26 protein-coding genes are annotated in these 25,881 nt (G+C 66.7%); 13 read left to right on the forward strand and 13 right to left on the reverse strand.

The annotated features are described in order from the left end of the window. Nucleotides 1-30 precede the first annotated feature (30 nt). Both ACGFK1_RS06680 and ACGFK1_RS06685 read left to right on the forward strand, forming a co-directional pair. Complete coding sequence (locus ACGFK1_RS06680; RefSeq protein WP_393427431.1) at nt 31-609, forward strand: sigma-70 family RNA polymerase sigma factor; 579 nt, start codon at nt 31-33, stop codon at nt 607-609. Then, the gene (locus ACGFK1_RS06685; protein ID WP_393427433.1) at nt 602-1,822 is read left to right on the forward strand and encodes an anti-sigma-D factor RsdA; all 1,221 of its coding nucleotides are present in this window, start codon (nt 602-604) and stop codon (nt 1,820-1,822) included. Before ACGFK1_RS06680 ends, ACGFK1_RS06685 begins: the two co-directional genes overlap by 8 nt. Nucleotides 1,823-1,850: 28 nt before the next feature. Here ACGFK1_RS06685 and ACGFK1_RS06690 read toward each other — a convergent pair whose 3' ends face one another. Together ACGFK1_RS06690 and ACGFK1_RS06695 are read right to left on the reverse strand one after the other, a co-directional pair. After that, nucleotides 1,851-2,255: a DUF5319 domain-containing protein gene (locus ACGFK1_RS06690; RefSeq protein WP_067226169.1), complete on the reverse strand. Its 405-nt coding sequence runs from the start codon at nt 2,253-2,255 to the stop codon at nt 1,851-1,853. 33 nt (nt 2,256-2,288) lie between these two features. Further along, nucleotides 2,289-2,702 (reverse strand): hypothetical protein, encoded by a 414-nt coding sequence (locus tag ACGFK1_RS06695; protein WP_393427435.1) that lies wholly within the window; start codon nt 2,700-2,702, stop codon nt 2,289-2,291. Between ACGFK1_RS06695 and guaB the strand changes: the two genes are divergently transcribed. From guaB to phoU, 7 genes are all read left to right on the forward strand, one after another. Next, a complete protein-coding gene (gene guaB, locus ACGFK1_RS06700) occupies nt 2,701-4,242 on the forward strand; it encodes an IMP dehydrogenase (RefSeq protein ID WP_393427437.1) in 1,542 nt (513 codons plus the stop codon). The two genes, ACGFK1_RS06695 and guaB, sit on opposite strands and share 2 nt — an antisense overlap. A gap of 134 nt (nt 4,243-4,376) precedes the next feature. Continuing rightward, nucleotides 4,377-5,504 carry a GuaB3 family IMP dehydrogenase-related protein gene (locus ACGFK1_RS06705; protein WP_393427871.1) on the forward strand — a complete coding sequence of 376 codons (1,128 nt, stop codon included), beginning with the start codon at nt 4,377-4,379 and terminating at the stop codon, nt 5,502-5,504. 174 nt (nt 5,505-5,678) lie between these two features. After that, nucleotides 5,679-7,412, forward strand: coding sequence for a GMC oxidoreductase (locus ACGFK1_RS06710; RefSeq protein WP_393427439.1), 1,734 nt, complete (start codon nt 5,679-5,681; stop codon nt 7,410-7,412). A gap of 107 nt (nt 7,413-7,519) precedes the next feature. Next, nucleotides 7,520-7,906: a hypothetical protein gene (locus ACGFK1_RS06715; protein WP_393427441.1), complete on the forward strand. Its 387-nt coding sequence runs from the start codon at nt 7,520-7,522 to the stop codon at nt 7,904-7,906. 55 nt (nt 7,907-7,961) lie between these two features. Next, on the forward strand, nt 7,962-8,483 hold the full coding sequence (locus ACGFK1_RS06720) for an alpha/beta fold hydrolase (RefSeq protein WP_393427443.1): 522 nt from the start codon (nt 7,962-7,964) through the stop codon (nt 8,481-8,483). Further along, nucleotides 8,480-8,773, forward strand: coding sequence for an alpha/beta fold hydrolase (locus ACGFK1_RS06725; RefSeq protein ID WP_393427445.1), 294 nt, complete (start codon nt 8,480-8,482; stop codon nt 8,771-8,773). Before ACGFK1_RS06720 ends, ACGFK1_RS06725 begins: the two co-directional genes overlap by 4 nt. Nucleotides 8,774-8,850: 77 nt before the next feature. Further along, entirely contained in the window at nt 8,851-9,510 is a 660-nt protein-coding gene (gene phoU / locus ACGFK1_RS06730) for a phosphate signaling complex protein PhoU (protein ID WP_393427447.1), read from the forward strand. Here phoU and ACGFK1_RS06735 read toward each other — a convergent pair. The 6 genes from ACGFK1_RS06735 to ACGFK1_RS06760 form a co-directional block, all read right to left on the reverse strand. Beyond that, a complete protein-coding gene (locus ACGFK1_RS06735) occupies nt 9,507-10,160 on the reverse strand; it encodes a DedA family protein (protein WP_393427449.1) in 654 nt (217 codons plus the stop codon). The genes phoU and ACGFK1_RS06735 overlap by 4 nt on opposite strands. 99 nt (nt 10,161-10,259) lie before the next feature. Then, nucleotides 10,260-11,132, reverse strand: a complete 873-nt coding sequence (locus tag ACGFK1_RS06740) for a polysaccharide deacetylase (protein WP_393427451.1) — start codon at nt 11,130-11,132, stop codon at nt 10,260-10,262. After that, nucleotides 11,129-12,076 (reverse strand): agmatinase, encoded by a 948-nt coding sequence (speB, locus tag ACGFK1_RS06745; protein WP_393427453.1) that lies wholly within the window; start codon nt 12,074-12,076, stop codon nt 11,129-11,131. The genes ACGFK1_RS06740 and speB overlap by 4 nt, the downstream gene beginning before the upstream one ends. Next, nucleotides 12,073-12,837 (reverse strand): SDR family NAD(P)-dependent oxidoreductase, encoded by a 765-nt coding sequence (locus ACGFK1_RS06750; protein ID WP_393427455.1) that lies wholly within the window; start codon nt 12,835-12,837, stop codon nt 12,073-12,075. The genes speB and ACGFK1_RS06750 overlap by 4 nt, the downstream gene beginning before the upstream one ends. A 3-nt stretch (nt 12,838-12,840) precedes the next feature. Continuing rightward, complete coding sequence (locus tag ACGFK1_RS06755) at nt 12,841-13,512, reverse strand: SDR family NAD(P)-dependent oxidoreductase (protein ID WP_393427457.1); 672 nt, start codon at nt 13,510-13,512, stop codon at nt 12,841-12,843. Beyond that, the gene (locus ACGFK1_RS06760; RefSeq protein ID WP_393427459.1) at nt 13,509-14,963 is read right to left on the reverse strand and encodes an amino acid permease; all 1,455 of its coding nucleotides are present in this window, start codon (nt 14,961-14,963) and stop codon (nt 13,509-13,511) included. Before ACGFK1_RS06760 ends, ACGFK1_RS06755 begins: the two co-directional genes overlap by 4 nt. Before the next feature lie 253 nt (nt 14,964-15,216). On the opposite strand from ACGFK1_RS06760, the gene ACGFK1_RS06765 reads away from it, so the two are divergent. Together ACGFK1_RS06765 and guaA are read left to right on the forward strand one after the other, a co-directional pair. Next, on the forward strand, nt 15,217-16,716 hold the full coding sequence (locus tag ACGFK1_RS06765) for a PucR family transcriptional regulator (RefSeq protein ID WP_393427461.1): 1,500 nt from the start codon (nt 15,217-15,219) through the stop codon (nt 16,714-16,716). Nucleotides 16,717-16,746: 30 nt separating this feature from the next. Next, nucleotides 16,747-18,306 (forward strand): glutamine-hydrolyzing GMP synthase, encoded by a 1,560-nt coding sequence (gene guaA, locus ACGFK1_RS06770; RefSeq protein WP_393427463.1) that lies wholly within the window; start codon nt 16,747-16,749, stop codon nt 18,304-18,306. Nucleotides 18,307-18,309: 3 nt separating this feature from the next. Here the strand turns inward: guaA and ACGFK1_RS06775 are convergent, their stop codons facing one another. From ACGFK1_RS06775 to ACGFK1_RS06795, 5 genes are read right to left on the reverse strand one after another with little or no spacing between them, the layout of a single operon-like run. Then, nucleotides 18,310-19,212, reverse strand: coding sequence for a MerR family transcriptional regulator (locus ACGFK1_RS06775; RefSeq protein WP_393427465.1), 903 nt, complete (start codon nt 19,210-19,212; stop codon nt 18,310-18,312). Continuing rightward, nucleotides 19,209-20,669, reverse strand: coding sequence for a flavin-containing monooxygenase (locus ACGFK1_RS06780; protein ID WP_393427467.1), 1,461 nt, complete (start codon nt 20,667-20,669; stop codon nt 19,209-19,211). The genes ACGFK1_RS06775 and ACGFK1_RS06780 overlap by 4 nt, the downstream gene beginning before the upstream one ends. 1 nt (nt 20,670) lies before the next feature. Next, the gene (locus ACGFK1_RS06785; RefSeq protein WP_393427469.1) at nt 20,671-21,588 is read right to left on the reverse strand and encodes a ferritin-like domain-containing protein; all 918 of its coding nucleotides are present in this window, start codon (nt 21,586-21,588) and stop codon (nt 20,671-20,673) included. Nucleotides 21,589-21,597: 9 nt separating this feature from the next. Further along, on the reverse strand, nt 21,598-22,428 hold the full coding sequence (locus ACGFK1_RS06790; RefSeq protein WP_393427471.1) for an SDR family NAD(P)-dependent oxidoreductase: 831 nt from the start codon (nt 22,426-22,428) through the stop codon (nt 21,598-21,600). 2 nt (nt 22,429-22,430) lie between these two features. After that, a complete protein-coding gene (locus ACGFK1_RS06795; RefSeq protein WP_393427472.1) occupies nt 22,431-23,408 on the reverse strand; it encodes an alpha/beta hydrolase in 978 nt (325 codons plus the stop codon). A gap of 180 nt (nt 23,409-23,588) precedes the next feature. Between ACGFK1_RS06795 and ACGFK1_RS06800 the strand changes: the two genes are divergently transcribed. Both ACGFK1_RS06800 and ACGFK1_RS06805 read left to right on the forward strand, forming a co-directional pair. Continuing rightward, the gene (locus ACGFK1_RS06800; protein ID WP_393427872.1) at nt 23,589-24,260 is read left to right on the forward strand and encodes a hypothetical protein; all 672 of its coding nucleotides are present in this window, start codon (nt 23,589-23,591) and stop codon (nt 24,258-24,260) included. A gap of 42 nt (nt 24,261-24,302) precedes the next feature. Beyond that, entirely contained in the window at nt 24,303-25,844 is a 1,542-nt protein-coding gene (locus ACGFK1_RS06805; RefSeq protein ID WP_393427473.1) for a DNA polymerase Y family protein, read from the forward strand. Nucleotides 25,845-25,881 lie beyond the last annotated feature (37 nt).

Genomic DNA, 25,881 nt, shown 5'->3' on the forward strand with positions numbered 1-25,881 from the left:
CCTCACGTAACGCTGGAGAAGCCAACCACGATGACATTTTCGGGAGAACGTCTCGATGCTGTCGTTGCTGAGGCGGTGGCTGGCAACAGGGACGCGCTCCGGGAGGTGCTGGAGATCATTCGCCCGATCGTGGTGCGGTATTGCCGAGCCCGGGTCGGGACGACGGAGCGAAGCGGTCTTTCAGCTGATGACGTCGCACAGGAGGTGTGCTTGGCCGCCATAACGGCGCTGCCGCGCTACGAGGATCAGGGACGACCATTTCTGGCCTTCGTATACGGCATCGCTGCGCACAAGGTAGCTGACGCTCACCGCGCGGCCGCCAGGAATCGTTCCGACCCGACGGATCTGGTGCCGGAGCGCTATTCGCTGGAAGCCGGTCCCGAGCAGATGGCACTGGACTCCGAGTCGGCAGCGCGGATGAACAAGCTGCTGTCGGTATTGCCTGAAAAGCAGCGCGAAATCCTGATCCTGCGCATCGTCGTCGGGATGAGCGCCGAGGAGACCGCGGAGGCCGTCGGCTCGACGCCCGGCGCGGTCCGCGTCGCACAGCACCGCGCGCTGGCACGGCTGAAGTCCGAAATCACTGCGACGGAGCGCGGCCATGCCTGACTTCGGACGCTGGAACAACGGGGGCGATCCGTCGCTCAACGAGATCAACCGCACGGACCGGTTCATCGACTCGCTGGCCTACCAGCAGCCGGTGTACTCGACCGATCCCAGTGAGGCCGAACTCGCGCAGCTGCTATCCGGATGGCGCGACGAGATTCGCACACCACCGCTGATGCGGCCCGTGACGCCGCGCGATGCCGCCGCGGCGCTGACCCGCGCGGTCGAAGCGCGCAAGCGCACCCGCACGTCGTTCGCGGTGGTCGGCTCCGTCGCTGCGGCCGTGTTGTGCATCGGCGGTTTCGGCGCGGTCGTTGCGGGTGCCGGACCCGGCGACGCGCTCTACGGTCTGCACACCGCGCTGTTCGGCGAGCAGACCCGCACCGATCAAGTGACTCTGGCCTCGCAGCAGCTGGCCGAGGTGCAACAGCTGATCGACGAGGGCCAGTGGCAGGCGGCCCAGGACAAGCTCCAGGCGGTCACCACCACTGTCGCGACGGTCGAGGACGTCGACCAGAAGCAGGAACTGGTCTCCCAGTGGCAACAGCTCACGGTGAAGGTGGACGCGAAGGACGCCAACGCGACGCTGCCGCCGGGCGAGCCCCCGCCCCCGATGCCCGAGCCCGTTGTCGTGGCGCCGGACTCCGGTACGTCGACGACGACGTCATCTGAGACGGGCAGCGAGACGACGTCGCCGCCATCGTCGACGTCGCCAACCACCACGACGTCGGCGCCGACGGACACCTCGTCTTCGAGCACGCCCACGAGTTCCGCGGCTCCGAGTTCGCCCACAGCTGAGCCACCCCCGCCGAGTGGCACGCCGACCACGACCACCCCGCCGCCGCCAACGAATACCAGCACGGCGACCACGACGACGCTTGCGGTCACGACGACCACCACGACCACTCTGCAGGTGCCGCCGGTCGCGGGACCGCCGCCTGCCGCTGGCGGCGGGCCGAGCGTCGTCGGTGATGCCCCGGCCGCCGGTGCCGGCGTCCCGCCCGCAGATGGTGCGGAGTCGCCCGTCGGTGGTGCGCAAGTCGCGACGCCGCCGACGACCGTGCCGCAGGAGGTGCCGCGTCAGCGCGGTCCGGAGCGCCCGCCAGTGCAGAGCCCGGTGATCGAGAACCCGGTGTCAGAGCCTGCACCTGCGGTGACCGCGCCGGTCACGACCACGCTGGAAATGCCGCAGCCGAAGAAGCGCGGAGGCTCCTGATGGAAGGTCCGAGTGGACGGTTTACCCGTCAGCGATATCCGTCGGTCTCCGACGTGGCTTCGTTGAGCGACGCGTCGGCGTAACCGCGGCAATAATCCCAGGTCACGTAGGCGTCGGGTTCAGGGTCGTAGGCCGGCTCGTGCGGACGGACGGTGCCGTCGACCAGCAGCTGCAGCAGGTTCGCGCGCAGCATGTCCCAGTCGTGGTAGTGATCCTGCTGGCATTCGTCGCAGCACACCACGAGACCGCGAATTCCCTTGTGCGCCAGAAGCGCCTCGTACACCGCGAGATCGGCGAGATCCGCCTCGACCGCGGTGCGCTCCTGCGGGTCCAGCGGTTGGCCCGGCTCGAGCGCATCAAGCGCTGCCGAGGGGTCGCACGGGTCATCGGCGAACGGATCGGGCGGCAAACCCGGTGGCAGGTGATCACGCACGGCTCCACACTACGCAGCGGCACTGGTATCGCGCTAGCCGTGGGCGGCCGCGTCGCGGCCCAACTTCTCGCTGCGCCAACGCGTCGGATCACCGGGGATCGTGCCCGATCTCCGCTGGGTGTACCGCGCCCCGCATGGCCTGCCAGCAACCCAGCGTCGCCTCCTGCTGACGCTGAGCCGCACGGTGTCCGAGGTGATCGGCCGATCGGGGGTGAGTCGAACAGCCGGAAGGAAGGACGCGCCAGCACCCATGCGCAGCGGTAGCCCCAATTCGGCTCGTGCGCAATATGTCCCGGCGGCGACATGTCGGGTATCGGCACGCCCTCGTGCCAACCGGGGTGCAGTCGAACTACGGCCGGCCACCGTTCGGCCCGGTGAGGCCGGGGGCAGGTCGTAGATGCCGATAAGATGGACATCTAGCTCGACGCTGATGGAAGGCCCGCCCATGTCGATTGCTGAAAGCAGCATTCCCATCGCCGTTCCGGTGCCAACCGGCGGCGATGACCCGACCAAGGTTGCCATGCTCGGGCTGACTTTCGACGACGTCCTTCTGCTGCCCGCCGCCTCCGATGTGGTGCCCGCCACAGCCGACACTTCCAGTCAGCTCACCAAGAAGATTCGATTGCGGGTGCCCTTGGTCAGTTCCGCGATGGACACCGTGACCGAGTCCAGGATGGCGATCGCGATGGCCAGGGCGGGCGGCATGGGAGTGCTGCACCGCAACCTGCCCGTCGCCGAGCAGGCCGGCCAGGTCGAGACCGTCAAGCGCTCGGAAGCGGGCATGGTCACCGATCCCGTCACGTGCTCGCCGGACAACACGCTTGCCGAGGTCGACGCGATGTGCGCGCGGTTCCGGATCTCGGGGCTGCCCGTTGTCGACGCCGACGGTGCGCTGGTCGGGATCATCACCAACCGCGACATGCGCTTCGAAGTCGATATGAGCAAGCCGGTCTCCGAAGTCATGACCAAGGCGCCGTTGATCACCGCGCAGGAGGGTGTCTCGGCCGAGGCGGCGCTAGGCCTGTTGCGCCGCAACAAGATTGAGAAGCTGCCCATCGTCGACGGGCACGGCAAGCTGACGGGGCTGATCACCGTCAAGGACTTCGTCAAGACCGAGCAGTTCCCCCTGGCCACAAAGGACAGCGACGGCAGGCTGCTGGTCGGTGCCGCCGTCGGGGTCGGTGACGATTCGTGGACGCGGGCGATGACGCTCGTCGACGCCGGCGTGGACGTGGTGATCGTCGACACCGCCCATGCGCACAACCGTCTGGTGCTCGACATGGTGCACCGGCTCAAGACCGTGGTCGGCGACCGCGTCGAGGTGATCGGCGGGAACGTCGCCACCAGGGCTGCGGCCGCCGCGTTGGTGGACGCGGGTGCCGACGCGGTCAAGGTCGGGGTCGGCCCCGGCTCCATCTGCACCACGCGGGTGGTCGCCGGCGTCGGCGCACCCCAGATCACCGCGATCCTCGAGGCCGTGGCCGCCTGCTCACCCAAGGGAGTGCCGGTGATCGCCGACGGCGGGCTGCAGTATTCCGGCGACATCGCCAAGGCGTTGGCGGCCGGTGCGTCCACTGCGATGCTGGGCTCGCTGCTGGCAGGCACGGCCGAGTCGCCCGGCGAACTGATCTTCGTCAACGGCAAGCAGTTCAAGAGCTACCGCGGCATGGGATCGCTCGGTGCGATGCAGGGCCGCGGCGGAGCCAAGTCCTATTCGAAGGACCGCTATTTCCAGGATGACGCGCTGAGCGAGGACAAGCTGGTGCCGGAGGGCATCGAAGGCCGGGTGCCGTTCCGTGGCCCGCTGTCGACGGTGATCCACCAGTTGACCGGCGGCCTGCGCGCCGCAATGGGGTACACCGGTTCGGCGACCATCGAGCAATTGCAGCAGGCGCAGTTCGTGCAGATCACCGCGGCGGGGCTGAAGGAAAGCCATCCGCATGACATCACGATGACGGTCGAGGCGCCCAACTACTACACCCGGTAGAGAGTAGGCATCCTTATGATTGGCCGTTCCCAGGCGTCGGCGCGCGCCGAAATGTACGTTTTGCACGTCGCTACTCGAACTTTCCGTACAAAAGGTGCATTTCGCGAGAGCAGGCCCGAATAGTCATGCGCGACATGGTTGAGATCGGCATGGGCAGAACCGCCCGCCGCACCTATGAACTCGGCGACATCAACATCGTGCCGTCGCGGCGTACCCGGTCCAGCCAGGACGTGTCGACGGCTTGGCAGCTGGACGCGTACCGGTTCGAGACCCCGGTGGTGTCGCATCCGACCGACGCGTTGGTGTCGGTGGAGTTCGCCATCGAACTGGGCAGGCTGGGCGGGCTCGGCGTGCTCAATGGCGAAGGGTTGATCGGGCGGCACGCCGACGTCGAGGAGAAGATCGCACAGGTTCTCGAGGCCGCGGAGAAAGAGCCGGAACCGTCGGCGGCCATTCGGCTTCTGCAGCAGCTGCACGCTGCGCCATTGGATCCCGACTTGCTGGGCGCCGCGGTGGCGCGAATCCGTGAGGCGGGCGTGACGACAGCGGTACGGGTCAGCCCGCAGAACGCGCAGTCGCTGACGCCGGCCTTGGTGGCCGCGGGCATCGACCTGTTGGTCATTCAGGGCACCATCATTTCGGCCGAACGCGTCGCACAGGACGGCGAGCCGTTGAACCTGAAGACCTTCATCTCCGAGCTGGATGTGCCGGTGGTCGCCGGCGGTGTGCTCGACCACCGGACCGCGCTGCATTTGATGCGTACCGGCGCGGCGGGTGTCATCGTCGGTTACGGCTCGACATCGGGCGTGACGACCACCGACGAGGTGTTGGGCATCAGCGTGCCGATGGCGACGGCGATCGCCGACGCGGCGGCCGCTCGTCGCGAATACCTCGACGAGACCGGCGGCCGCTACGTACACGTGCTTGCCGACGGCGACATTCACACGTCCGGCGACCTGGCCAAGGCCATCGCATGCGGCGCGGACGCGGTGGTGCTCGGCACCCCGCTGTCGACGGCCGCCGAAGCGCTCGGCGGCGGCTGGTTCTGGCCTGCCGCGGCGGCGCATCCCTCGCTGCCGCGCGGTGCGCTGCTGCAGGTGGCGGTCGGCGAGCGGCCGCCGCTCGACCAGGTGCTCAATGGCCCGTCGGACGACCCGTTCGGCTCCCTCAACCTGGTCGGCGGACTCCGCCGGTCGATGGCCAAGGCCGGTTATTGCGACCTCAAGGAATTCCAGAAGGTCGGCTTGACGGTCGGTAGCTGATTTCCCACCGCGAGCGAGGGCGAGCAGACACAGAAACGTGTAATCAGCGCCGGTTTCGCACGTTTCTACGTCTGCTCGCCGGTTAACGCGGCCGCCCACGCCGGAGCGCAGGCGCTTTACAAATTAGGCGTACCTGTCTAGAAGTGTGCGAGCGCTAAGGCCATACTGGGGTGCATGAAACCTGACTATGACGTTCTGATCATTGGTTCGGGGTTCGGGGGGAGTGTCACCGCGCTGCGCCTGACCGAGAAGGGCTACCGCGTCGGGGTGCTGGAAGCGGGCCGCCGGTTCAACGACGAAGACTTCGCCAAGACCTCGTGGAATCTGCGCAAGTTCCTGTGGGCGCCGAAGCTCGGTATGTACGGCATCCAGCGGATCCATCTGCTGCGCAACGTGATGATCCTGGCCGGCGCGGGCGTCGGCGGCGGATCCCTGAACTACGCCAACACGCTGTACGTGCCGCCGGAACCGTTCTTCAACGACCCCCAGTGGAAGTCCATCACCGACTGGCGGGCGGAGTTGATGCCGCACTACGACCAGGCGCAGCGGATGCTCGGCGTGGTGCAGAATCCGACGTTCACCGACGCGGATCGCGTCATGAAAGAGGTCGCCGATGAGATGGGCGTTGGCGATACGTTCGTGCCGACGCCCGTCGGCGTGTTCTTCGGCCCGAACGGCGAGAAGGCGCCCGGCAAGACGGTGCCCGACCCGTTCTTCGGTGGTGCGGGTCCGGCACGCACCGGTTGCATCGAGGTCGGCGAATGCATGACAGGCTGCCGTCACAACGCCAAGAACACGTTGGTGAAGAACTACCTCTACCTGGCGGAGAAGGCCGGCGCGGAAGTGATGCCGATGACCACCGTCACCGGATTCGAGCAGGGCTCCGACGGGGTGTGGAAGGTCAAGACGGCCCGGACGGGTTTGCTGCCTTTCAAGCGGCGCACGTACACCGCTACGCACGTCGTCTTGGCGGCGGGCACCTATGGCACACAGAAACTCCTGTTCAAGATGCGGGACAAGGGCAAGCTGCCGAAGCTGTCCGACAAGCTCGGTGTGCTCACCCGCACCAATTCCGAATCCATCGTCGGCGCAGGGCGATTCAAGGTTTCATCCGACTTGGACCTGACCCATGGCGTTGCGATCACCTCGTCGATCCATCCGACGTCGGACACCCACATCGAGCCGGTCCGGTACGGCAAGGGCTCAAATGCGATGGGACTGTTGCAGACCCTGATGACCGACGGTGACGGGCCGGAGGGCAGCTCGGTGCCGCGCTGGAAGCAGTTGTTCCTCAATGCGCGTGAGGATCCGCGGGGCACAGTGCGGTTGCTCAACGTGCGCCGATGGAGCGAACGCACGCTGATCGCTTTGGTGATGCAGCATCTGGACAACTCGATCACGACGTACACCAAGCGCAACAAGTTCGGCATCCGGCGCTATCTGAGCAAGCAGGGCCACGGTCAACCCAACCCGTCGTGGATCCCTGCGGGCAACGAGGTGACCCGCCGGATCGCCAAGAAGATCGACGGTGTTGCAGGCGGCACGTGGGGCGAGTTGTTCAACATCCCGCTCACCGCCCACTTCCTCGGTGGGGCGGCGATCGGCGACAGTGCCGAGCACGGCGTCATCGACCCGTATCAGCGGGTGTATGGCTATCCCACCCTGTCGGTGCACGACGGGGCCGCGGTTTCAGCGAATCTCGGTGTCAATCCGTCACTTTCAATCACTGCGCAGGCCGAACGGGCGGCATCGCTGTGGCCGAACAAGGGAGAGGCGGACCAGCGTCCAGAGCAGGGGCAGCCTTACAAGCGGCTGGCGCCGATTCCACCGCAGCACCCTGTGGTGCCCGCCGATGCGCCCGCGGCGCTGCGGCCGTTGCCCATCCAGCCTGTGAGTTCAGCGGGCTGACAGCAAGCTCTACGTAACACCGCACCGGTGGTTCTGGCGGTGCTCGGCTGCGTACAGGTATGAATCTCGCTGTCGTGTCGTGATTTTGCGAGGAAAGCGAGATTCCGTTGTCGTTGACCACTGCCCACATTCGTAAGCGGGCATCTCTGGCGTGTGGTGTCGCCGCCGTTGCCGTCGGCATGCTGTCGGTGGCGTGTAGCTCCGGCAAAACGCCTGCGCCCACCACGACCTCGACGACGGCCACCACAACATCCTCAGCGAGCCACCACGACAAGCATGAGTCGTCCGGCGGTGGCGGGGGAGCGGCGCCCGTGCAGACGGAAACCGTGGCACCCAGCACTGTCACCAACACCGAGACAGACGTGCAGACGACGGTGCAGACCTCGGTGGCCACCCAAACCCAAACGGTGACAGCCGCTCCGACATGGCAACCGCGTGATCAGAACGGGCGCAACGACAATCGGGATCAGTTCGGGTCCCGCCAGGGTCACTGATCTCGTTACCTGGCAGGTAACCGACTTGCGGTGGGCGAGCGGTCAGCATCGAAGCATGCCACGGATGCTGACCACCGACCGAGCCGACCTCTTCTACTCCGATCAGGGCGACGGGCCCTGCGTCGTGTTCACCCACTCCTGGGCGCTGAACTCCGACCAGTGGCAGTATGTCGTCGCGCATCTGCTGGACAAGGGGCACCGCTGCGTCACCTATGACAGGCGCGGGCACGGCCACTCCGACCACCACGGCGGAGGCTGGAGCATGGACCTGCTCGCCGACGACCTCGCGCAACTCATCGCGCATCTCGATCTGAAAAGTTGCACGCTGGTGGGACATTCGATGGGGTGCAGCGAAATCGTCCGGTACGTCACCCGCCATGGTGACGCCCCGGTCTCGGGCGCCGTGTTGCTCGCACCGATCCTGCCTTTGCTGGTGAAGACCGCCGACAATCCCGACGGCGTCGACCCTGCCTACCTCGATGCGTCGCTCGATCTGCTCAGGCGCGATGTGCCGCAGTGGTGTGCCGACAACGCGCCGCCCTACTTTGGTGTGGACGCCGATTCTCCCCAGGGATGACCGAATGGACGACCAGGCAGATCGTCGACACTGAAGTCAGGACGCTGCTCGACACGATGAGGATGGGAGCCGAGACGGACTTCCGGGACGAACTGCCGGCATTCGGCGTGCCCACCCTGGTGATGCACGGTGACGCGGACGCGTCGGCGCCGATCGAGATCACCGGGCGTAGGACCGCAGAGCTGCTGTCGGACGCGACGTTGATCGAACTGCAAGGGGTGGGCCACGGCTTGTACGTCACGCATGCACCGCAGATCGCCGACGCGATCGCAAAAATCGTCCTGTCCTGACGTTTGCGGCCGCGCCCGGCGGGGTACCTGAGGGTGCCGACGACGACGCCGGTGGTTTGACCTGCGGAGGTAACGCCATGCGGACGATGTATTACGAAGAATTATCCGCGCTGTGCGCCCGGGTCGGCGAGATGTGCAGGTTGGCAGGCGATGCGATGGAGCGCGCGACGCAGGCACTGCTCGGGGCGGACCTGTCCGTCGCCGAACAGGTGATCGCCGACCACGAACACATCGTCGCGCTGAGCAAGCAGACCGAGGCGTCCGCTCTGAAGTTGCTCGCCTTGCAGCAACCGGTGGCAGGAGACTTGAGAAGCATTGTGACCGCGATCCACGTCGGCGCCGACACCGAGCGGATGGGCGCACTGGCGGTGCACGTCGCAAGCATCTCGCGGCTGCGTCATCCCGAATGCGCGTTACCTGACGAAGTGCGGGCGAGTTTCGCTGAGATGGGCTCGAGGGCAGTGAAATTGGCCAGGACGGCGCAAGGCGTGCTGGAATCGCGCGATCCAGCCGAGGCCGCGCGCCTGCGTGAGGACGACGACGCCGTCGACGCCGCGCACCGCCACCTGTTCACTCTGCTGATCGACCGCACGTGGCAGGACGGGGTGTGTTCCGCTGTCGACGTCGCACTGCTCGGCCGGTATTACGAACGGTTCGCCGACCACGCCGTCGAGATCGGTAAGCGGGTGGTCTTCGAGGCGACCGGTGGCGTGCCCGACAGCAAGAAGATGGCCTAGTGCCGCTTCAGCGACTCCCAGTCGTGGCGGTCCTCGAGATGGGCGATCGCTTTGGCGGTGCGTTCGCGTAGCAGCAGCGTCAAGCCGATGCCGATTAGCACCGCCACCAACAGCGCCACCCAGGAAAATCGCGACAGCCATTTCTCCGCGGCCAGGCCCAGGTAGTACACCACCGCGGTGGTGCCGCCAGCCCAGAACAATGCGCCGGTGGCGTTCGCGGCCAGGAACCGCGGGTAGCGCATCTTCAGCGCACCTGCGAGCGGGCCGGCCAGGATGCGCAGCAAGGCGATGAACCGCCCGAAGAACACCGCCCACACCCCCCATCGGTGGAACAACTGTTTGGCCAGGGCGACATGGCCCGTGCCGAAATGTTTGGGGAAGCGGTTGCTGAGCCGTTCGAACAGTGCCATGCCGTAGCGGTGGCCGATGGAATAGCCGATCGTGTCGCCGACGACGGCGCCGATCGTCGCTGACGCACCGACCGCGACCGGGTTGATGTCGAAGGTGTGGCGCGACGCCAGCAGGGCGGCACTGACGAGCACGATCTCTCCCGGCAGGGGGACGCCGAGGCTCTCGACGCCGATCACGGCGCCGACGAGGAGATAGATGGCGATCGGTGGGATCGTCTGCAGGATCGCGTCGACAGTCACGCCGCTAAGAATGCACTATTTCGCGCGCGTACTGGTCGTCGCCGGCACCAGTGGGTCAGTAGGCGTTCGACGGCGCGGCATGTCGACACGGTGGTGGCGCTAGAAATCTCGTTCGTCGGGGCGGTCGACGCTGCGCGGAGTCAAGCCGAGACCCCGGACATGTGAAGCGATTTCGTTGAGGCTGGCGACCCAGACGTCGTCGTGGGAACACACGTAAGAGATCAAGCCGTCCAACGCTTTCGCCCGCGACGGGCGTCCGGACAGGAACGGATGATTGGTCAGCACGAAGCACGCGCCTGCCTCCCGCACCGCATCGAATTCCAACCGCCACATCTCGATCGCCTTGACTGGGCTTTCGATCAGTCCCGATCCGGAGAAGTCGGGCACGTAGCAATACTGCTCCCAGTCGTCGAGCGCCCATTGAATCGGGATCTCGACCAACGACGCGCCGCCTTCGACGGCGAGTTCATAGGGGTGGTCGGTGTCCATCAAGCTGCTGTCGTAGGTGAATCCCCTGTCGCGCAGTAGCTTCGGTGAGTGCCAGTTCAGCTCCCACATCGGTGCGCGGTAACCGGTGGGCCGCACCCCCGCGACGGCGTCCAGCGCCTCAAGGCCGCGGTCCAATATGGCCGCTTCTTGGTCCGCCGTCAACCCGAACATCGCCTCATGCAGATAGCCGTGGTGCGCGATCTCGTGCCCGGCGCCTGCGATCGCCTTGATCACCTCGGGGTAGCGCACCGCGGTGTAGCCGGGGACGAAGAACGTGGACGTGACACCGTGTCTGGCGAGGACGTCCAGTAGCCGTGGCACCCCGGTGAGCGGCCCGTAGGCTTGGTGGCTGATCGCCGACATCCTGCTGGCGTGTGTGGTGGACACCCCCAGCATGGCCGATTCGGCGTCGACGTCGAAGCTGAAGGAGGCCGCGCAGCGTGCGCCGTTCGGCCACACCACGGGCGCCGCGGGAACGCTCATCGGCTGGCCTTCTGCGCCAACAGCGATACGAATTCGTAGGCCAGATACGCCGCGGCGATACCGGTGATCTCCGCGTGGTCATAGGCGGGCGCCACCTCGACGATGTCCGCCCCGACGAGATTGAGTCCCTCGAAACCACGGACCAGCCCGAGCAATTCGCGACTGGACAGCCCGCCGATCTCGGGTGTGCCGGTGGCGGGGGCGTGGGCGGGATCGAGCACGTCGATATCGATCGACACGTACAGCGGGTGGTCGCCGACGGTCTGGCGAAGTTGCTCGACGACGTCGCTGACGGTGCGCGACTGGAATGCCGAACACCCCACGATGGTGAACCCCAGTTCCGCGTCGTCATCGAGATCGTCGGGCGTGTACAGCGCACCCCTGATGCCGACGTGCGCGCTGTGGCCCGCTACGAACAGGCCCTCCTCGGCGGCACGCCGGAAGGGTGTGCCGTGGGTCAAGGGCGCGTCGAAATACGTGTCCCAGGTGTCGAGGTGGGCGTCGAAATGCACCAACGCCACTGGACCGTAACGTCGATGGTGCGCGCGCAGCAGGGGATAGGCGATGGTGTGGTCACCGCCCAGGCTGACGATCTTGGCGCCGCTTTCGATGAGCGCCGAGGCTTGCTCTTCGATCTGTCGTACCGCAGCCGCGATGTCGTAAGGGGTGCAGGCGATGTCACCGGCGTCCACCACCTGTTGGCTGGCGAACGGCGATACGTCCAGTGCGGGGTTGTAGGGCCTCAGCACGCGGGAGCACTGCCGAATGTGGGCCGGGCCGAATCGGGCGCCCGGCCGGTAGCTGACGCCGGTGTCGAACGGGATGCCCACGACCGCAACGTCGCAACCGTCGACGTCTTCGATCCTCGGCAGTCGACCGAATGTCGTCAGCCCGGCGTACCGGGGTACCACGCGACCGTCGACCGGTCCGATGGGTTCACTCATGCCCTACTCCTCGTCGATCCGCCGTTGACCTGGACCGTCTGACCGACGAATGCGCCAAGGTCCTTGCGCGCCAAAAGCGCGACCGCCGAGGCTATTTCGTCCGCTCTCCCGATCCGTCCGACCGGTATGCCGCGGCTGTAGATGTCGTGCATCTCAGCCAAGCTCACTCTAGCGCTGTCCGCATCCACCTGAAGTTGCGGTGTATCGATCACCCCCGGCGCGACGGCGTTGACGGTGATGTTCTCCGGAGCCAGTTCTCGCCCAAGCGTTTTCGTCAGCGCGATGAGTCCCGCCTTGGATGCGGAGTAGGCGCTCGCCTCCGGCCAGCCCGTGACACCCCATTCCGAAGTGATGATGACGATGTTGCCGCCACCGGACCGGCGCATCCCGGCCAACACCGCCTGGATCAGGTAGACCGTGCCGGCGAGGTTGGTGTCGATGATCTTCCACCAGTCGTCCTCGTCGTGATCGACGAACGGTGCCATCGTCATGTAGGCGGCGTTGCACACCAGGACGTCGATCCCGCCGTGTGTCGCCTCGATGTCACCGATCAACCGGGATACTGCGTCGGGGTCGGACACGTCGGATACCGCACGGAAACCACCGGTGTCCGTGACGACGGCGTCCATCCGCTCATCGTGTGCGCGACCGTTGATGCCGACGGTCGCGCCGTCGCGTGCCAGTCTGCGTGCGATCGCCGCGCCGATCCCTTGGGTGGCGCCGGTGACCAGCGCGATGCGTCCGTGTTGTGTGCCGGGCATCGGTCAGATCACCGCCCCACCGTTCGGCGAGAGAACCTCGCCGACACAGAAGTCGCTGTCGTCGGCGAGCAGGAACCGGATCACTTCGGCGATCTCGTCGGGCCTGGTGAGCCGTCGGTTGGGGATGGTTGCCAGGTATTCCGGTGCACGCCAGGGGGAGTCGGCGGCGAGCAGGGGAGTGTCGGTGGGGCCTGGTGCCACCGCATTGACGCGGACACCGCGGCCCGCGACCTCGGCGGCCAGGCTACGCACCAAACCGATGATCGCGCCCTTGGCCGCGGCGTAGTGCGCGTCGCCGTCACCGCCACCGACCGCCAGTTCCGACGTGATCGCGACGATCGAACCGCGGCCCCGTTCCAGCATCGACGGCAGCACGCTGCGCGCGATGTTGCGCAGGCCGCCGAGGTGAACGCGCAGCATGCGGTGCAACTGTTGGCGGGTGATGTCCGCGATCGGCACCATCTCGTAGTGGCCGGCCGCGGACACCACGGCATCGACCGGTCCGATCTCGTCGACGACCCGCGCCACCGCGGCGGGGTCCGATACGTCGACGACATATGGTGCGGCCGAATCGATGTCGATTCCGGCGACGGTGTAGCCGTCCTTCTGGAGTGTCGCGGCGACGGCGGCCCCGATGCCGGATGCCGATCCGGTGACGATGGCAGTGCGGGTCACGAAGCGTCCGCGCCCAATCGGTGCGCGATGGGATCCTCGATGCGATTTCGCACCGTGAGGAAGATGATGAGACCCAGCACCGCCAGCGCCGCGGTGGTCAAGACGCTGGCCCAGCTGATGTACCACGGCTGGTCTGGCTGGGTGCGCGGCCAGGCGACGTTGACGGTCTCGAAGATGATCCACAACGAGGCCACGTAGGTCACCGGCGCGCCCCACCGGCCGAGGTTGAACGGGCCCGGCTGCCATTTGCCGGTCAGCCGCGCGATCGCGGCACCGATCACCGGTACGCCGAACGCGATGTAGAAGCCGATGATGTTGAAGTTGACCAACACGTTGTAGAACTCCGTACCCGCGAGCAGAACGAACACCACAGCGACGATTCCGGTCAGTGCGATGGCGTATACGGGCAGCCGTTCGGGGCCCGCCAGTCCGCCGAGAATTTTCGAACCAGGCAGGCTGCGATCGCGTGCGGCACCCCAGATGCACCGTGACACCGCGGCTTGCACAGCGAGAAAACTTGACACGAAACCGATCACGAACATCGCGAGCAGTGGCTTGGTGACACCGCCGCCTAGATGCGCGGTCAGGGTGTCGGCCACCACGTCACCAGATTGGGCCTGCACCACCGACGTCAGATCGGGAATGGACAGGATCAAGGCCGCGCTGGAGAACATCACGACCAGACCTACCAACAGCAGCCCCAAGATGATCGCCTTCGGCACATTGCGTTCCGGTTGATCGACCTCCTCGGCGATCGAGCCCGCGGCCTCGAATCCGAGAAAGGACCAGCCGACGTAGGCGATCGCGAGCAGCATCGGTCCGGATGTCCATGCGTCGGCACCGGGAATGCCTGCGCTGGAGAACAGCACGGAGAACGGGTTTTCGCGATAGAACAGCAACAGGATCGTGCCGAGGCCCAGCGAGCCGACGATCTCGCACGTAATGCTGATCGCCACAACGACTTTCAGGCCCGTGCGGCCTACCATGTTGATCAACGTGCCGACCGCGATGATGCAGATGGCGACGATGGCGATCTGCAGCCGGCCGGGCTGTGCGACTCCGAAGATCTGCAACAGGAACCCGCTGGCGGCATACGACAGCGTGCCGAGCGCCAACGTCAATCCCCACATGTACGCCCACGCGGCGGCCCAGCCCCAACTGGTGCCGCGGACGTGGCGTGACCATTGGTAGACGCTGCCCGCATACGGCCATCGGGAGGCCAGCTCGCCGAAGACCGCCGCGACCAGCAGCTGTCCGATCAGCACGATTGGGAAGGCCCAAAAGAACTTGGGGCCCGCGGCGAACAGCCCGAGCGTGAAGATCGCGTAGACCGCGGCGATCGGTGACACGTCGGCGAATGCCAGGGAAAGTGCCGACCGGAAGCTGAAGCCGCGCAGCAACTGCGGCGGGCTGTCATCTGAGGCTGGTTGGGTGTCCAGCGGCTGCGCCATATCGGCCTCCCGTGGTTAGTGGTAGCCGTCACTGTGAGCCTGATACGTCCAGAACAGAAGTAGTCGTTCGTATAGACAGAGTGCTCAAAACTAGATGATGATCTAACGTTGACCCGTGACGAGCGGACGTGTTCGCAAGGGACGCAGGCCTGCATACGGCCTGAGCAGGCAACTTTCCTGACATGCCCTGCCGCGACGGCCACGTAACCGCATATTGCGCTGACGTGAAACTTGTCGGAAGGCGGTGACATCGATGGCCTACCGCGTTGCGGACCTGGTCGACACCCCGCATCTGCGTGTACAGGTCCGTGCCGGTGCCGACGGGTTGGACCGGCAGGTCGCCTGGGCTCAGACCTCCGATCTGGAGGAGCCATGGTCGTACCTGGCGGGCGGCGAACTGCTGATGAAGAACGGCCAGACGCTGCCCGAGTCGGCGCGCGGCCAGACGGCGTTGATCAGAGGTCTCGCGGAAAAGGGCATGTGCGGTCTGGTGATCGGGTTGGACGCGGCCACGCCGGAACTGACCCCTGCGGCGATCGCGTTGGCCGATCAATTGCGCTTCCCCGTGATGGTGGTGCCGTACTCGATCGGCTTCGGCGCCATCGGTCGTGCGGTGGCCGACGCCGATGCCGACAGCGGGCGGGTGGTCACCACCGAACGCGTGTACAACGTCATCCGCCAGTCCGTGGCGCAGTCCACTCGCTCGAACGTGTTCAGTCAGTTGGGCCGTGACCTGTCCTGTCGGCTGGCGGTGCTCGACGCGGCGACAGGGGAGGTGGCCCTCGACGGCTCCAGACCGGTACCTGCGGAATTGCGCCGGGCCGTCATCGACGAAATCGCGAACCGGCGGGGCGCCATCCCCGGCGTTCTGCACGTCACCACCGACGGCACGCGTGCGCTTGTGGTCGAAGTCCCCGACGAGGAGCCGACGGTGCTCGTCACCTACGACTTTCACGGTCCCACAGTCGATCTCGTCCACTTGCAGCACCTCGCATCGGCGGTGGCCGTCCTGCTCGCCCAACAGAACGTGCGACTCGAACACGAACGGCGGATCGGCGCCGAAGTGATGGCCCAGCTGTGTGACGGCAGGCTGGCCGCACGAGAGGCCGAGCGCGAGTTGGTCGAGCGTGCGCTGCGGCCATCGGAATGCTCGATCGTGGCCGCGGGCGGTGTGCTGCCTGCCGGAGAGCGGCAATTGCACCTCAACCTGGGTCGGCGGGCGGTGCCCCATTTGTTGCTCCGGCGCGGCGACCTGCTGTACGCGCTGATGCCCGTGACAGATCAGTCGTTGCCGGCGCTGCGACAGCGGCTCGGGGCCCAGGCGACGGTGGGGATCAGCGACCCACTCGGCCGACCGGGTCGCGCCCCGACGGCGGTGCGGGAAGCGACCTGGGCAGCGCGGGTCGCCCGAACAGCGCCCGACCGCATCGCCCGGTTCGCCGAGGCCACCATGTTCTCCGCGCTGCGCGACACCGACGAGGCTCAAGTCGTCGTCGACCGGGTGCTCGGCCCGCTGATCAGCTACGACGCGCGGCACTCCGGCGAGATGGTCAAGACCTTGGACACCTATCTGCAGTGCGACAGATCGTGGGTGCAGGCGGCGGCCGCGTTGAACGTGCACCGGCAGACCGTCGTGTACCGGATCCAACGCATCGAGCAGATCACCGGCCGCTCGATCTCCGAAACGGCGGCCATCGCCGAGTTCTGGTTGGCGTTGCGCGCACGAGACCTGCTCGCGTTGCCGCGGCCGTAGGGAAACGTCGTCGGCAACTAGACTGGACCAGTGGAACCAGCATCGCCCCGCCCCGTCCTGGTGGTCGACTTCGGCGCCCAGTACGCCCAGCTGATCGCCCGCCGCGTGCGCGAGGCACGGGTGTATTCAGAGGTGATCCCGCACACCGCCAGCGTCGAGGACATCAAGGACAAGGATCCGCAGGCCATCGTGCTGTCCGGTGGGCCTGCCAGCGTCTACACCGACGGTGCGCCGCAGTTGAATCCGGCGGTGTTCGACCTCGGTGTTCCGGTGTTCGGCATCTGCTACGGCTTCCAGGCCATGGCGCAGGCACTCGGCGGCACGGTCGCCAGGACCGGCACCAGCGAGTACGGCCGCACGGAGCTGAATGTGTCCGGCGGACAACTTCATTCGGATCTGCCCGCGACGCAGCCGGTGTGGATGAGCCACGGCGACGCCGTCACCGCCGCGCCTGACGGGTTTGACGTGGTGGCCACCAGTGCAGGGGCGCCGGTGGCGGCCTTCGAGAACCGGGCCCGTCGACTGGCCGGTGTGCAATATCACCCCGAGGTGATGCACACGCCGCACGGCCAGCAGATCCTGAGCCGATTCCTGCACGAGTTCGCGGGCATCGACGCGTCCTGGACACCCGCGAACATCGCCGACTCACTGGTCGAGCAGGTCCGCAACCAGATCGGCAACGGCCGGGCGATCTGCGGACTGTCGGGCGGGGTGGACTCCGCGGTGGCCGCCGCGCTGGTGCAGAGGGCCATTGGCGACCACTTGACCTGCGTGTTCGTCGACCACGGACTGCTGCGAGCCGGCGAGCGGGCGCAGGTGCAGCGCGATTTCGTCGCCGCCACCGGGGCCAATTTGGTCACCGTCGACGTGGCCGACCGCTTCCTCGAAGCGCTGTCGGGGGTGACCAACCCGGAAGGCAAGCGCAAGATCATCGGTCGCCAATTCATCCGTGCCTTCGAAGGCGCGGTTCGCGACATCGTCGGCGATGGTGGCCCCGAGGTCGACTTCCTGGTGCAGGGCACGCTGTATCCGGACGTGGTCGAATCCGGCGGTGGCACAGGGACGGCCAACATCAAGAGCCACCACAACGTCGGCGGCCTGCCCGACGACCTGAAATTCAAGCTCGTCGAGCCTCTGCGGCTGTTGTTCAAGGACGAGGTGCGCGCGGTCGGCCGAGAGCTCGGCCTGCCTGAGGAAATCGTTGCGCGCCAACCTTTTCCGGGCCCTGGCCTCGGTATCCGCATCGTCGGCGAGGTCACTGCCGACCGGTTGGAGACGCTGCGCCGCGCCGACGCGATCGCCCGCGAGGAGCTCACGTCGGAGGGTCTGGACCACCAGATCTGGCAGTGCCCCGTCGTGCTGCTTGCCGACATCCGGTCGGTGGGGGTGCAGGGTGACGGCCGCACGTACGGGCATCCGATCGTATTGCGGCCGGTGTCCAGTGAGGACGCGATGACCGCCGACTGGACGCGGGTGCCCTACGAGGTGCTCGAACGCATTTCCACCCGCATCACCAACGAGGTGCCCGAGGTGAACCGGGTGGTGCTGGACATCACCAGCAAGCCGCCCGGCACCATCGAGTGGGAGTAGTTCTCAGCCGCGTGGGCCCACCTCGCCGGGGTCTGTCGCGACGTAGTCGGCGAGGATTTGGCTGACCAGGTCCTCGATCGTCGACTCGATGGACGACGTCAGCGTCGCGGTCACCGCCGCGACCGCCTGCGTCCGGAACCGCACCAGCATCGTGATCAACTCGGCGACCTCGGTGTCGTCGGGCAGCCCGACACCGGGTTTGATCCGGTCTTGCACGTGTTCGGCGCCGGCCTGCACCAGGATCGCACTGATCTGGTCGACGAGCGGCAGTACCTGCTCGTGGATGTCGATCAGCTTGTCGATGGACACACCGAATTCACGGATGTCGTTGAAGGCTTCGATCAGCTTGGGCCGCACCACAATTGCCTCGTCGTCCTCGAGGCGAACCAAGCTCGACGCGACCAGCCGGTCGAATGCGGCGTCGTCGTCGATCAGCGCCCGCGCGTTGGCAACGGGCATCGCTTGCGGCTTCTCCGCCGCCCACGTGCCCGCGATCGCCGACTCCAGCCCGAGCACCGAGCCCAAATCCTTGCCCTGCTCCCACGCGCTGAGCATCTCGTGCACGTGGGCGATGTTGTAGCCGCGGTCCAGGAGTGAGGTGATCAGTCGCAGCCGGGTCAGGTGCGTGTCGTTGAACAAAGCGATCCGGCCGACGCGCAGTGGAGGGTGCAGCAGCCCCCGGTCGCGGTAGACGCGGATGTTGCGGGTGGTGGTGCCTGCCAGCCTGGCCAGGTCATCGATGCGGTACTCGCCGGATGCCGCCACGCCGTGCGGATGCACCGCGGCGTCGAACAACTGCGCCACCGCCGACTCGATGACGTCGCGTGAGCCACGCCGAACGCGTCGGCGAAGGCCGTTCAACACGGTCGAGATTGCACCGGGCTGCTGCCGCGGCCCGGCGGTCATGCCACTGCGGCGTAGTCGGCGTACCGGAAGTCCCGCATCTGACGAAGATACTGCGTCGCGGTACCGGGGTACATCGCCGCGTTGAAACCGTCGGCAGTCAGGTACCAGCTGGTGCAGCCCGACATCCATGTCGTCTTGGTCAATCGTTTCTGGATGTGTTCGTTGTAGCGCCGCTGCACGTCGGCGCGCACGTCGAGGTAGCGCAGATTGTTGCCGAGGATGGTCCCGATCGCGCGGACCGCGTAGTCGATCTGGCCTTCGACGTAGACCAGCAGCGAGTTGTGCCCGGGACCGGAATTGGGTCCCGTCATGAAGAAGAGGTTGGGATACCCGTTGGCGTTGATGCTCTTGTAGGCCTGCGCCCCGGCGGCCCACTCCTCGCGAAGCGTGCGGCCGGCGAGGCCGGTGACCGGGTACGGTAGGCCGGTCAGGTGGACGTTGTAACCGGTGGCGAAGACGATGCAGTCGAGGTGATGCTCGATGCCATCACTGGTGCGAATTCCGGCCGGGCTCATGGTGGCGATCGGCCAATCGATGAGCTTGCAGTTGTCCCGTTGCAGCGCAGGGTAGTAGTCGCTGGAGACCAGCATCCGCTTGCAGCCGGGCGTAAGATCCGGTGTCAGCTGGCGCCGTAGCCACGGGTCCTTGACCTGGAGGCGAAGGTGCGCCTTGCCCAGTCGGGCCACCAGCCCGGTGAGCGGAGTGTCCCAGACCAGTGCGGTCGCCGAGATCTCGTGCCCCAAGAACAACGCCCGCCTGGCAACCTCCTGCGCGGCAGGCACTTTCGCGAACAGCGTCTGGGCGGCAGCAGGCACTGCGGTGTCGAGACGGGGCAGCACCCAACCAGGCGTGCGCTGGAACACCTTGACGAAGTCGGCCTTCTTGACGAGTTCGGGGATGATCTGGACTGCGCTGGCGCCGGTGCCGATGACCGCGACCCGCTTCCCGGTGAAGTCGTAGCCGTGGTCCCACCGGGCGCTGTGGATCTTGTGCCCCTCATAGGTGTCCAGGCCGCGGATGGCGGGCCAGTCGTGGTCGGGGAGCGGGCCCGACGCCAACACCACGGTGCGAGCATGAAAAGTAGTGGAGCGTTTTCCTTTCGTCTTCACGGTCCAGACGCCCCGGGTCTCGTCGAACTCGAGGCCGTTGACCTCCACCCCGAACCGGATCCGACAGCGCAGGTGGTACGCGTCGACCATGTCCTCGATGTGTTTGCAGATCTCCTCCGCCGGTGAGTACGCGCGTGACCACGTCGGGTTCTTCACGAACGAGAACGAGTACAGCAGCGACGGAATATCGCATGCCGCACCGGGATACGTGTTGTCTCGCCAGGTGCCGCCGACCCGGTCGCTGCGGTCGAGGATGACGAGGTCGTCGACGCCGGCCTCGGTGAGTTTGATGGCCGCGCCGACGCCGGTGAATCCCGCGCCGACAATGAGGGTGTCGTAGGCCTTCACGTCAGGCCGCCGGCTCGTGGGTGACCTCTTTGACCCAGCTTGGTATCGACGGCAACAGTGGCCGCGGGTACCGGTCGGACAGCCACACCATCGAATTGGCCAGCAGGTGATAGGGATGCCGTGGGTTGGTGACCACCCCGGCGTACCGGCGTAGGAACCGGTACGTTGGCACCCGCTTGGTGTATTCGCCACGATCGCCGAGCTCCTTGAACCGCTTGACGGCCCGGTAGAGACGCTCGGGCTCCATGCCCATCGCGGTGATCTCGTTGCGGATCCGGTTGATCAGCGGGGCTCCCATGACCGCGCCGATGATGAGGCCGGGGGTGGCGTGGTGGCCGACGAAGTCGATCAACAGCCGTCGGGCCTTGGCATGCCCGATCATGTCGAGGACTTCGAAATCGACCACCAAATGCCGTGATTCGTCGTTGTTGATCCTCTCGAAGACCTGGTGGCAGACCGGGTCTGCGACTTCGTCGAGGAGGAACTTCAGCAGTGCACCGTCGAGGGCGACTTCGAGCATCGGGATGACGGTGCCGAGCAGCGACAGCGGCATGTCGTCGGCCCAGCGGTCCAGCCAGTCGATGGCGAGCCGGATGTTGACGTTGGGTTCGGGGACTTCGCCGTCTTCGAGCATGCCCCATCGCTTCATCAGCGCCAGTTCGGCGTTGGCGTGCCGTTGTTCTTCTGCGTGGAAGTAACGGTATATCTCGGCGATTGTCGGCGTCGGCGCCTTCTTGGCCAGCGCGGCGAATCCGCGGGCGCCGATGTTCTCGATCCAGCACAGGTCCGCCATGAACGCCTTCAGTTCCGGTCGCTGTTCGTCGGTGATCGTCTCGGCGCCGGGCGCATCCCAGTCGATGTCGGCCAACGCCCACTGGCGGTCCTTGATCTTGGCGAGCATCGCATCCATGTCGATCATCGGGACCTCCTACGTCGTCAAACGATTGGCGAAGCCGGCGGCGCGGGTGTACACCGTCGGGGTGAAACGCTTGATACTCCAACCGATCCGGGCGTCGGGTTGCGGCATGCAATACTGGCCGCCCCGGTCATGGGTGTCCAGGCACATCCGGGCCACCCGCTCGGGTGCGAACCCGGCCCAGCGCATCAGCCGGTCGGCCAGCTGGCTGGATTGTGCGGTGATGCGGCCGGATTCGACGATATTGGTCTTGACGAACGTCGGGCACAGCACCGTCACGTGTACACCGGTACCGCTCAACTCCGCGGCCAGTGTCTCGGACAGGGACAGCACACCGGCTTTGCTGACGTTGTAGGCGGCCATCCCCGGTGCGGCGCCGAACGCCGCGGCCGATGCGACGTTGATGATGCCGTCATATCCGGCTTCGCGAAGAATCGGTGCGAACACGTGACAGCCGTGGATCGGTCCCCACAAGTTGATGCTCAGCACCCAATTCCAGTCGTCGAGGTCCGTCTCACCGATTGGCTTGCCGCCTGCCCCGACCCCAGCGTTGTTGATGACCAGAGTCGGTGGGCCGTCGAACCAGGCCTGCGCCTTGGCGGCAAGCCCGTGCACATCTTCGATCTGGCTGACGTCGCAGCGGACGGCCAGGGCGGTTCCGCCGTCGGCGATGATCGCTTCGGCCGTTGCACCGGCGGCGGTCTCGTCGATGTCGCTGCACACGACCCGGCCGCCGCGCCGGGCCAACTCCGCCGCGAAGGCCGCGCCGATGCCGCTGCCCGCGCCGGTGATGACGGCCGCAGCATCGCGGCTGCGCTTCCTCGACGATCCGAACAGACCCATGATCACCCCGCGGCCCGGTCCGCGACCTGGCGGCCGAGGACATGTGTGATGAACCCGGCGATGTGCCGCATGGCCGGTCTGGCCTCGGGGCTGATGCGCGGCAGGGCTTGGAAGACGTGCACCTGGTCGGGCCAGATCTGCAACTCGCACTGTCCGCCCGCCGACTGGATCTGGTCGTCGAGCGCGATGGCATCTGCGGCCAGCATCTCTGCGCCGCCCGCCTGGATGAGCGTCGGCGGCAGGGCACGGCCGGTTGCGACGTCGAGTTTCAGTCGTGGATGTGAGGAATCGATTCCCGCGCAGTACAACTCGAGCAGACGAAGGGCGTCGCGGGAGCGGACGGCCGGATCGGGGCGGAGCCGTTCGCGGGTGCGCGCCAGCGTGAACGTCAAATCCAGTACCGGGGAGAGCAGCACCGCGCCCGCCGGGTGTCTCACGTCGGACTGCAGCAGAAGATCGACGGCGAGGTGCCCACCGGCGGAGTCGCCTGCGATCACCGTCCGCTCGGGTGCCAGCCCCCTGTCACCGATGAGCCACTCCCAACCTGACCGGACATCGTCTGCGGCAGTGGGGAATCGGTACTTGGGCGCCAACCGGTAGTCGATGCTGAACACCGGCAGACCGGTCAAGCGGGAGAGCCACGAGGTCAACCGGCGATGGGTCTGTGGCGAGCACAGGACATAGCCGCTGCCATGGACGAAGTAGATCGCGGCATCTGTCCGATCACGGGGCACCCCAACGCCGTGCACCCACTCGCCGACGACGCGGCGGCCGTCGGAGGTTCGGGTGTCGACAGGGGTGACGCGGGTGCCTGCGAGCGACGGACCGAACGTGTCCATGACGCTGGCGATGATCTGGCGGGAGAGCCACACCCCCCATGCCGGCTCGGAGGGAATCACGGCGGCGATCTGCCGGAGGGTCAGGCTGCTGAGTGCTGCGGCCCCGCGGGAACGTAACGAACCGCGCTCGTCATTGAGCATCGCTGGAGTACAGCACCAAATGATGACATTTGTCAATGTCACCATCGATCAATGAAAACGTCTCGGGCTGTCCCGGCCGCTTGACGGTGTCGGTGGGTGGGTGTTTACTCGGGGCATCGAACATACATTCGAAAATAGAGTGATTCTGATGATGCAGGAGGTGCTGCTGTGACAGTAGCCATGAGCCTGGAACAGCGCCGGCTTGACCGCGCTGAACAGGTGGAACACCTGCGTCGCAAGATAGCAGCAGTGTCCGGCAAGGTCGGTGCCGGGCGCCGGGGACCAGCGCCGACGGCCGACCCGCTCCCGGCCACGGAATCTTTGCTGCCGGTACCCGAAACGCTGGCCGAACTTCTTCCGGCGTCGTTGCCGCGGGGGTCGGTGGCGGTGGTGTCGGGCGCCCGCTCGCTGTCGCTGAGCATGGTGGCTGCGGTGACGGCGGAAGGCGGACACGCCGCGATCGTCGGCCAGCCCGACGTGGGTCTGCTGGCGGCCGTCGAGATGGGTGCGGACCTGAGCAGGATCGCGGTCATCCCCGAACCCGGCGCAGATCCGGTCGAGGTGGCCGCCGTGCTGATGGATGGCATGGATTTGGTGGTGCTCGGCCTTGGCGGCCGGTCGGTACCTGCCACGCGGGCGCGGGCGGTGGTGGCAAGGGCGCGGCAGAAGGGCTGCACCCTGCTGGTCACCGGTGGGGATTGGCAAGGCGCATCCGCCCGGCTGGAGGCCAGGGTCTGCGGGTATGAGATCGCCGGTGCCGGTCGTCCTGGATTCGGTCGCATCAGCAAGGTGCGACTGACCATGCGGGTCAGGGGCCGGTCCTTGGGGCGGGCGCGTGCAGTAGGCGGATGAGTGTCGTCCGGATCTGCCTCGCGAGTGCTGGCCGTCTGGTGCATGGACTGGCCCGCCGTCGCCGCGTTGGCCGCGGCGGCCCTTCCGCCGACGGCGCCGGTCGCGGTCACCCTGGCCAACCGGGTGATCGCCTGCTCGGCGTCGGCTCGAGCGGCCGGGGTGCGACGGGGGTTGCGCCGCAGGGAATCTCAGGCCCGATGCCCGGAACTGCATGTCGTCACCGCCGACCCCGCGCGCGATGCCCGCCACTTCGAAGTCGTGACGGCCGCGGTCGACGACCTGGTGCCGCGGGCCGAGGTGTTGCGTCCCGGCCTGTTGGTGCTGTCCGTGCGCGGTGCGGCCCGTTACTTCGGCTCTGAAGAGGCCGCCGCGGAGCGACTTGTCGATGCGGTGGCCGCGGCAGGCGCCGAGTGTCAGGTCGGCATCGCCGATCAATTGGCCACCGCAGTGTTCGCCGCCCGGGCGGGCCGGATCATCGAGGCGGGCAAGGATGCGCTGTTCCTGTCCGCTCTGTCGATCCGGCAATTGGCCACCGAGCCGAGCCTGGCCGCGCCTGGCCGCGACGATCTGGCAGACCTGTTGTGGCGCATGGGCATCCGCAATATCGGCCAGTTCGCCGCGCTGTCTCGAAGCGATGTGGCGTCCCGGTTCGGCGCCGACGCCGTCGCCGCGCACCGGTTCGCTCGCGGCGAGCCCACCCGCGGCCCGTCGGGACGCGAACCGCAGGCAGAACTCGACGCGGTGATGAACTGCGATCCGCCGATCGACCGTGTCGACGCCGCGGCGTTCGCAGGCAGGTCGCTGGCAAGCACACTGCATCGCAGCCTCGAGGCCGCCGGTGTCGGATGCACCCGGCTGGCCATCCACGCTGTCACCGCCAACGGGCAAGAACTGGAACGGGTTTGGCGATGCGCCGAACCGCTGACCGAAGACGCCACCGCCGACCGGGTGCGCTGGCAGCTGGACGGCTGGCTGAACAAACGCAATCCGAACGACCGGCCGACCGCCCCGGTGACGCTCTTGCGGCTACGGCCGGTGGAGGTGGTTTCGGCCGAGGCGCTGCAGCTGCCGCTGTGGGGTGGTGTCGGTGAGGAAGACCGGTTGCGCGCGCGCCGGGCGCTGGTGCGGGTGCAGGGCCTGCTGGGGCCCGAGGCGGTGCAGGTGCCGGTGCTCAGCGGCGGTCGCGGGCCTGCCGAACGCATCACCTTCACCCCACTGGGCGATGAGCCGGTGCCGAGGGCGGACCCGGATCAGCCGTGGCCGGGCCAGCTTCCCGAGCCGTCGCCGACGGTGCTGCTCGACGATCCGGTCGAATTGCTCGACGCCGACGGCAACCAGGTGCGGGTGACCGGTCGCGGACTGTTCTCCGCCGACCCGTCGCGGCTGAGCGCACCCGGCAGGAAGGGCGAGCTGTCGTGGTGGGCCGGGCCATGGCCGGTCGACGAGCGGTGGTGGGATCCCGAACAAGCCAAGGCCGGCCGTACCGCGCGGGTGCAGGTGCTGGTCGACGGGGATGAGCGACCGCAAGCCCTACTGCTGTGCTACCGGCAGCGACGGTGGTACATCGAAGGGATCTACGAGTAGACCCAGTTTGATTGTGCACAACTTAATTGTGCGCTAC

The organism is Mycobacterium sp. NPDC048908 (assembly GCF_043197955.1).
GTDB lineage: Bacteria > Actinomycetota > Actinomycetes > Mycobacteriales > Mycobacteriaceae > Mycobacterium.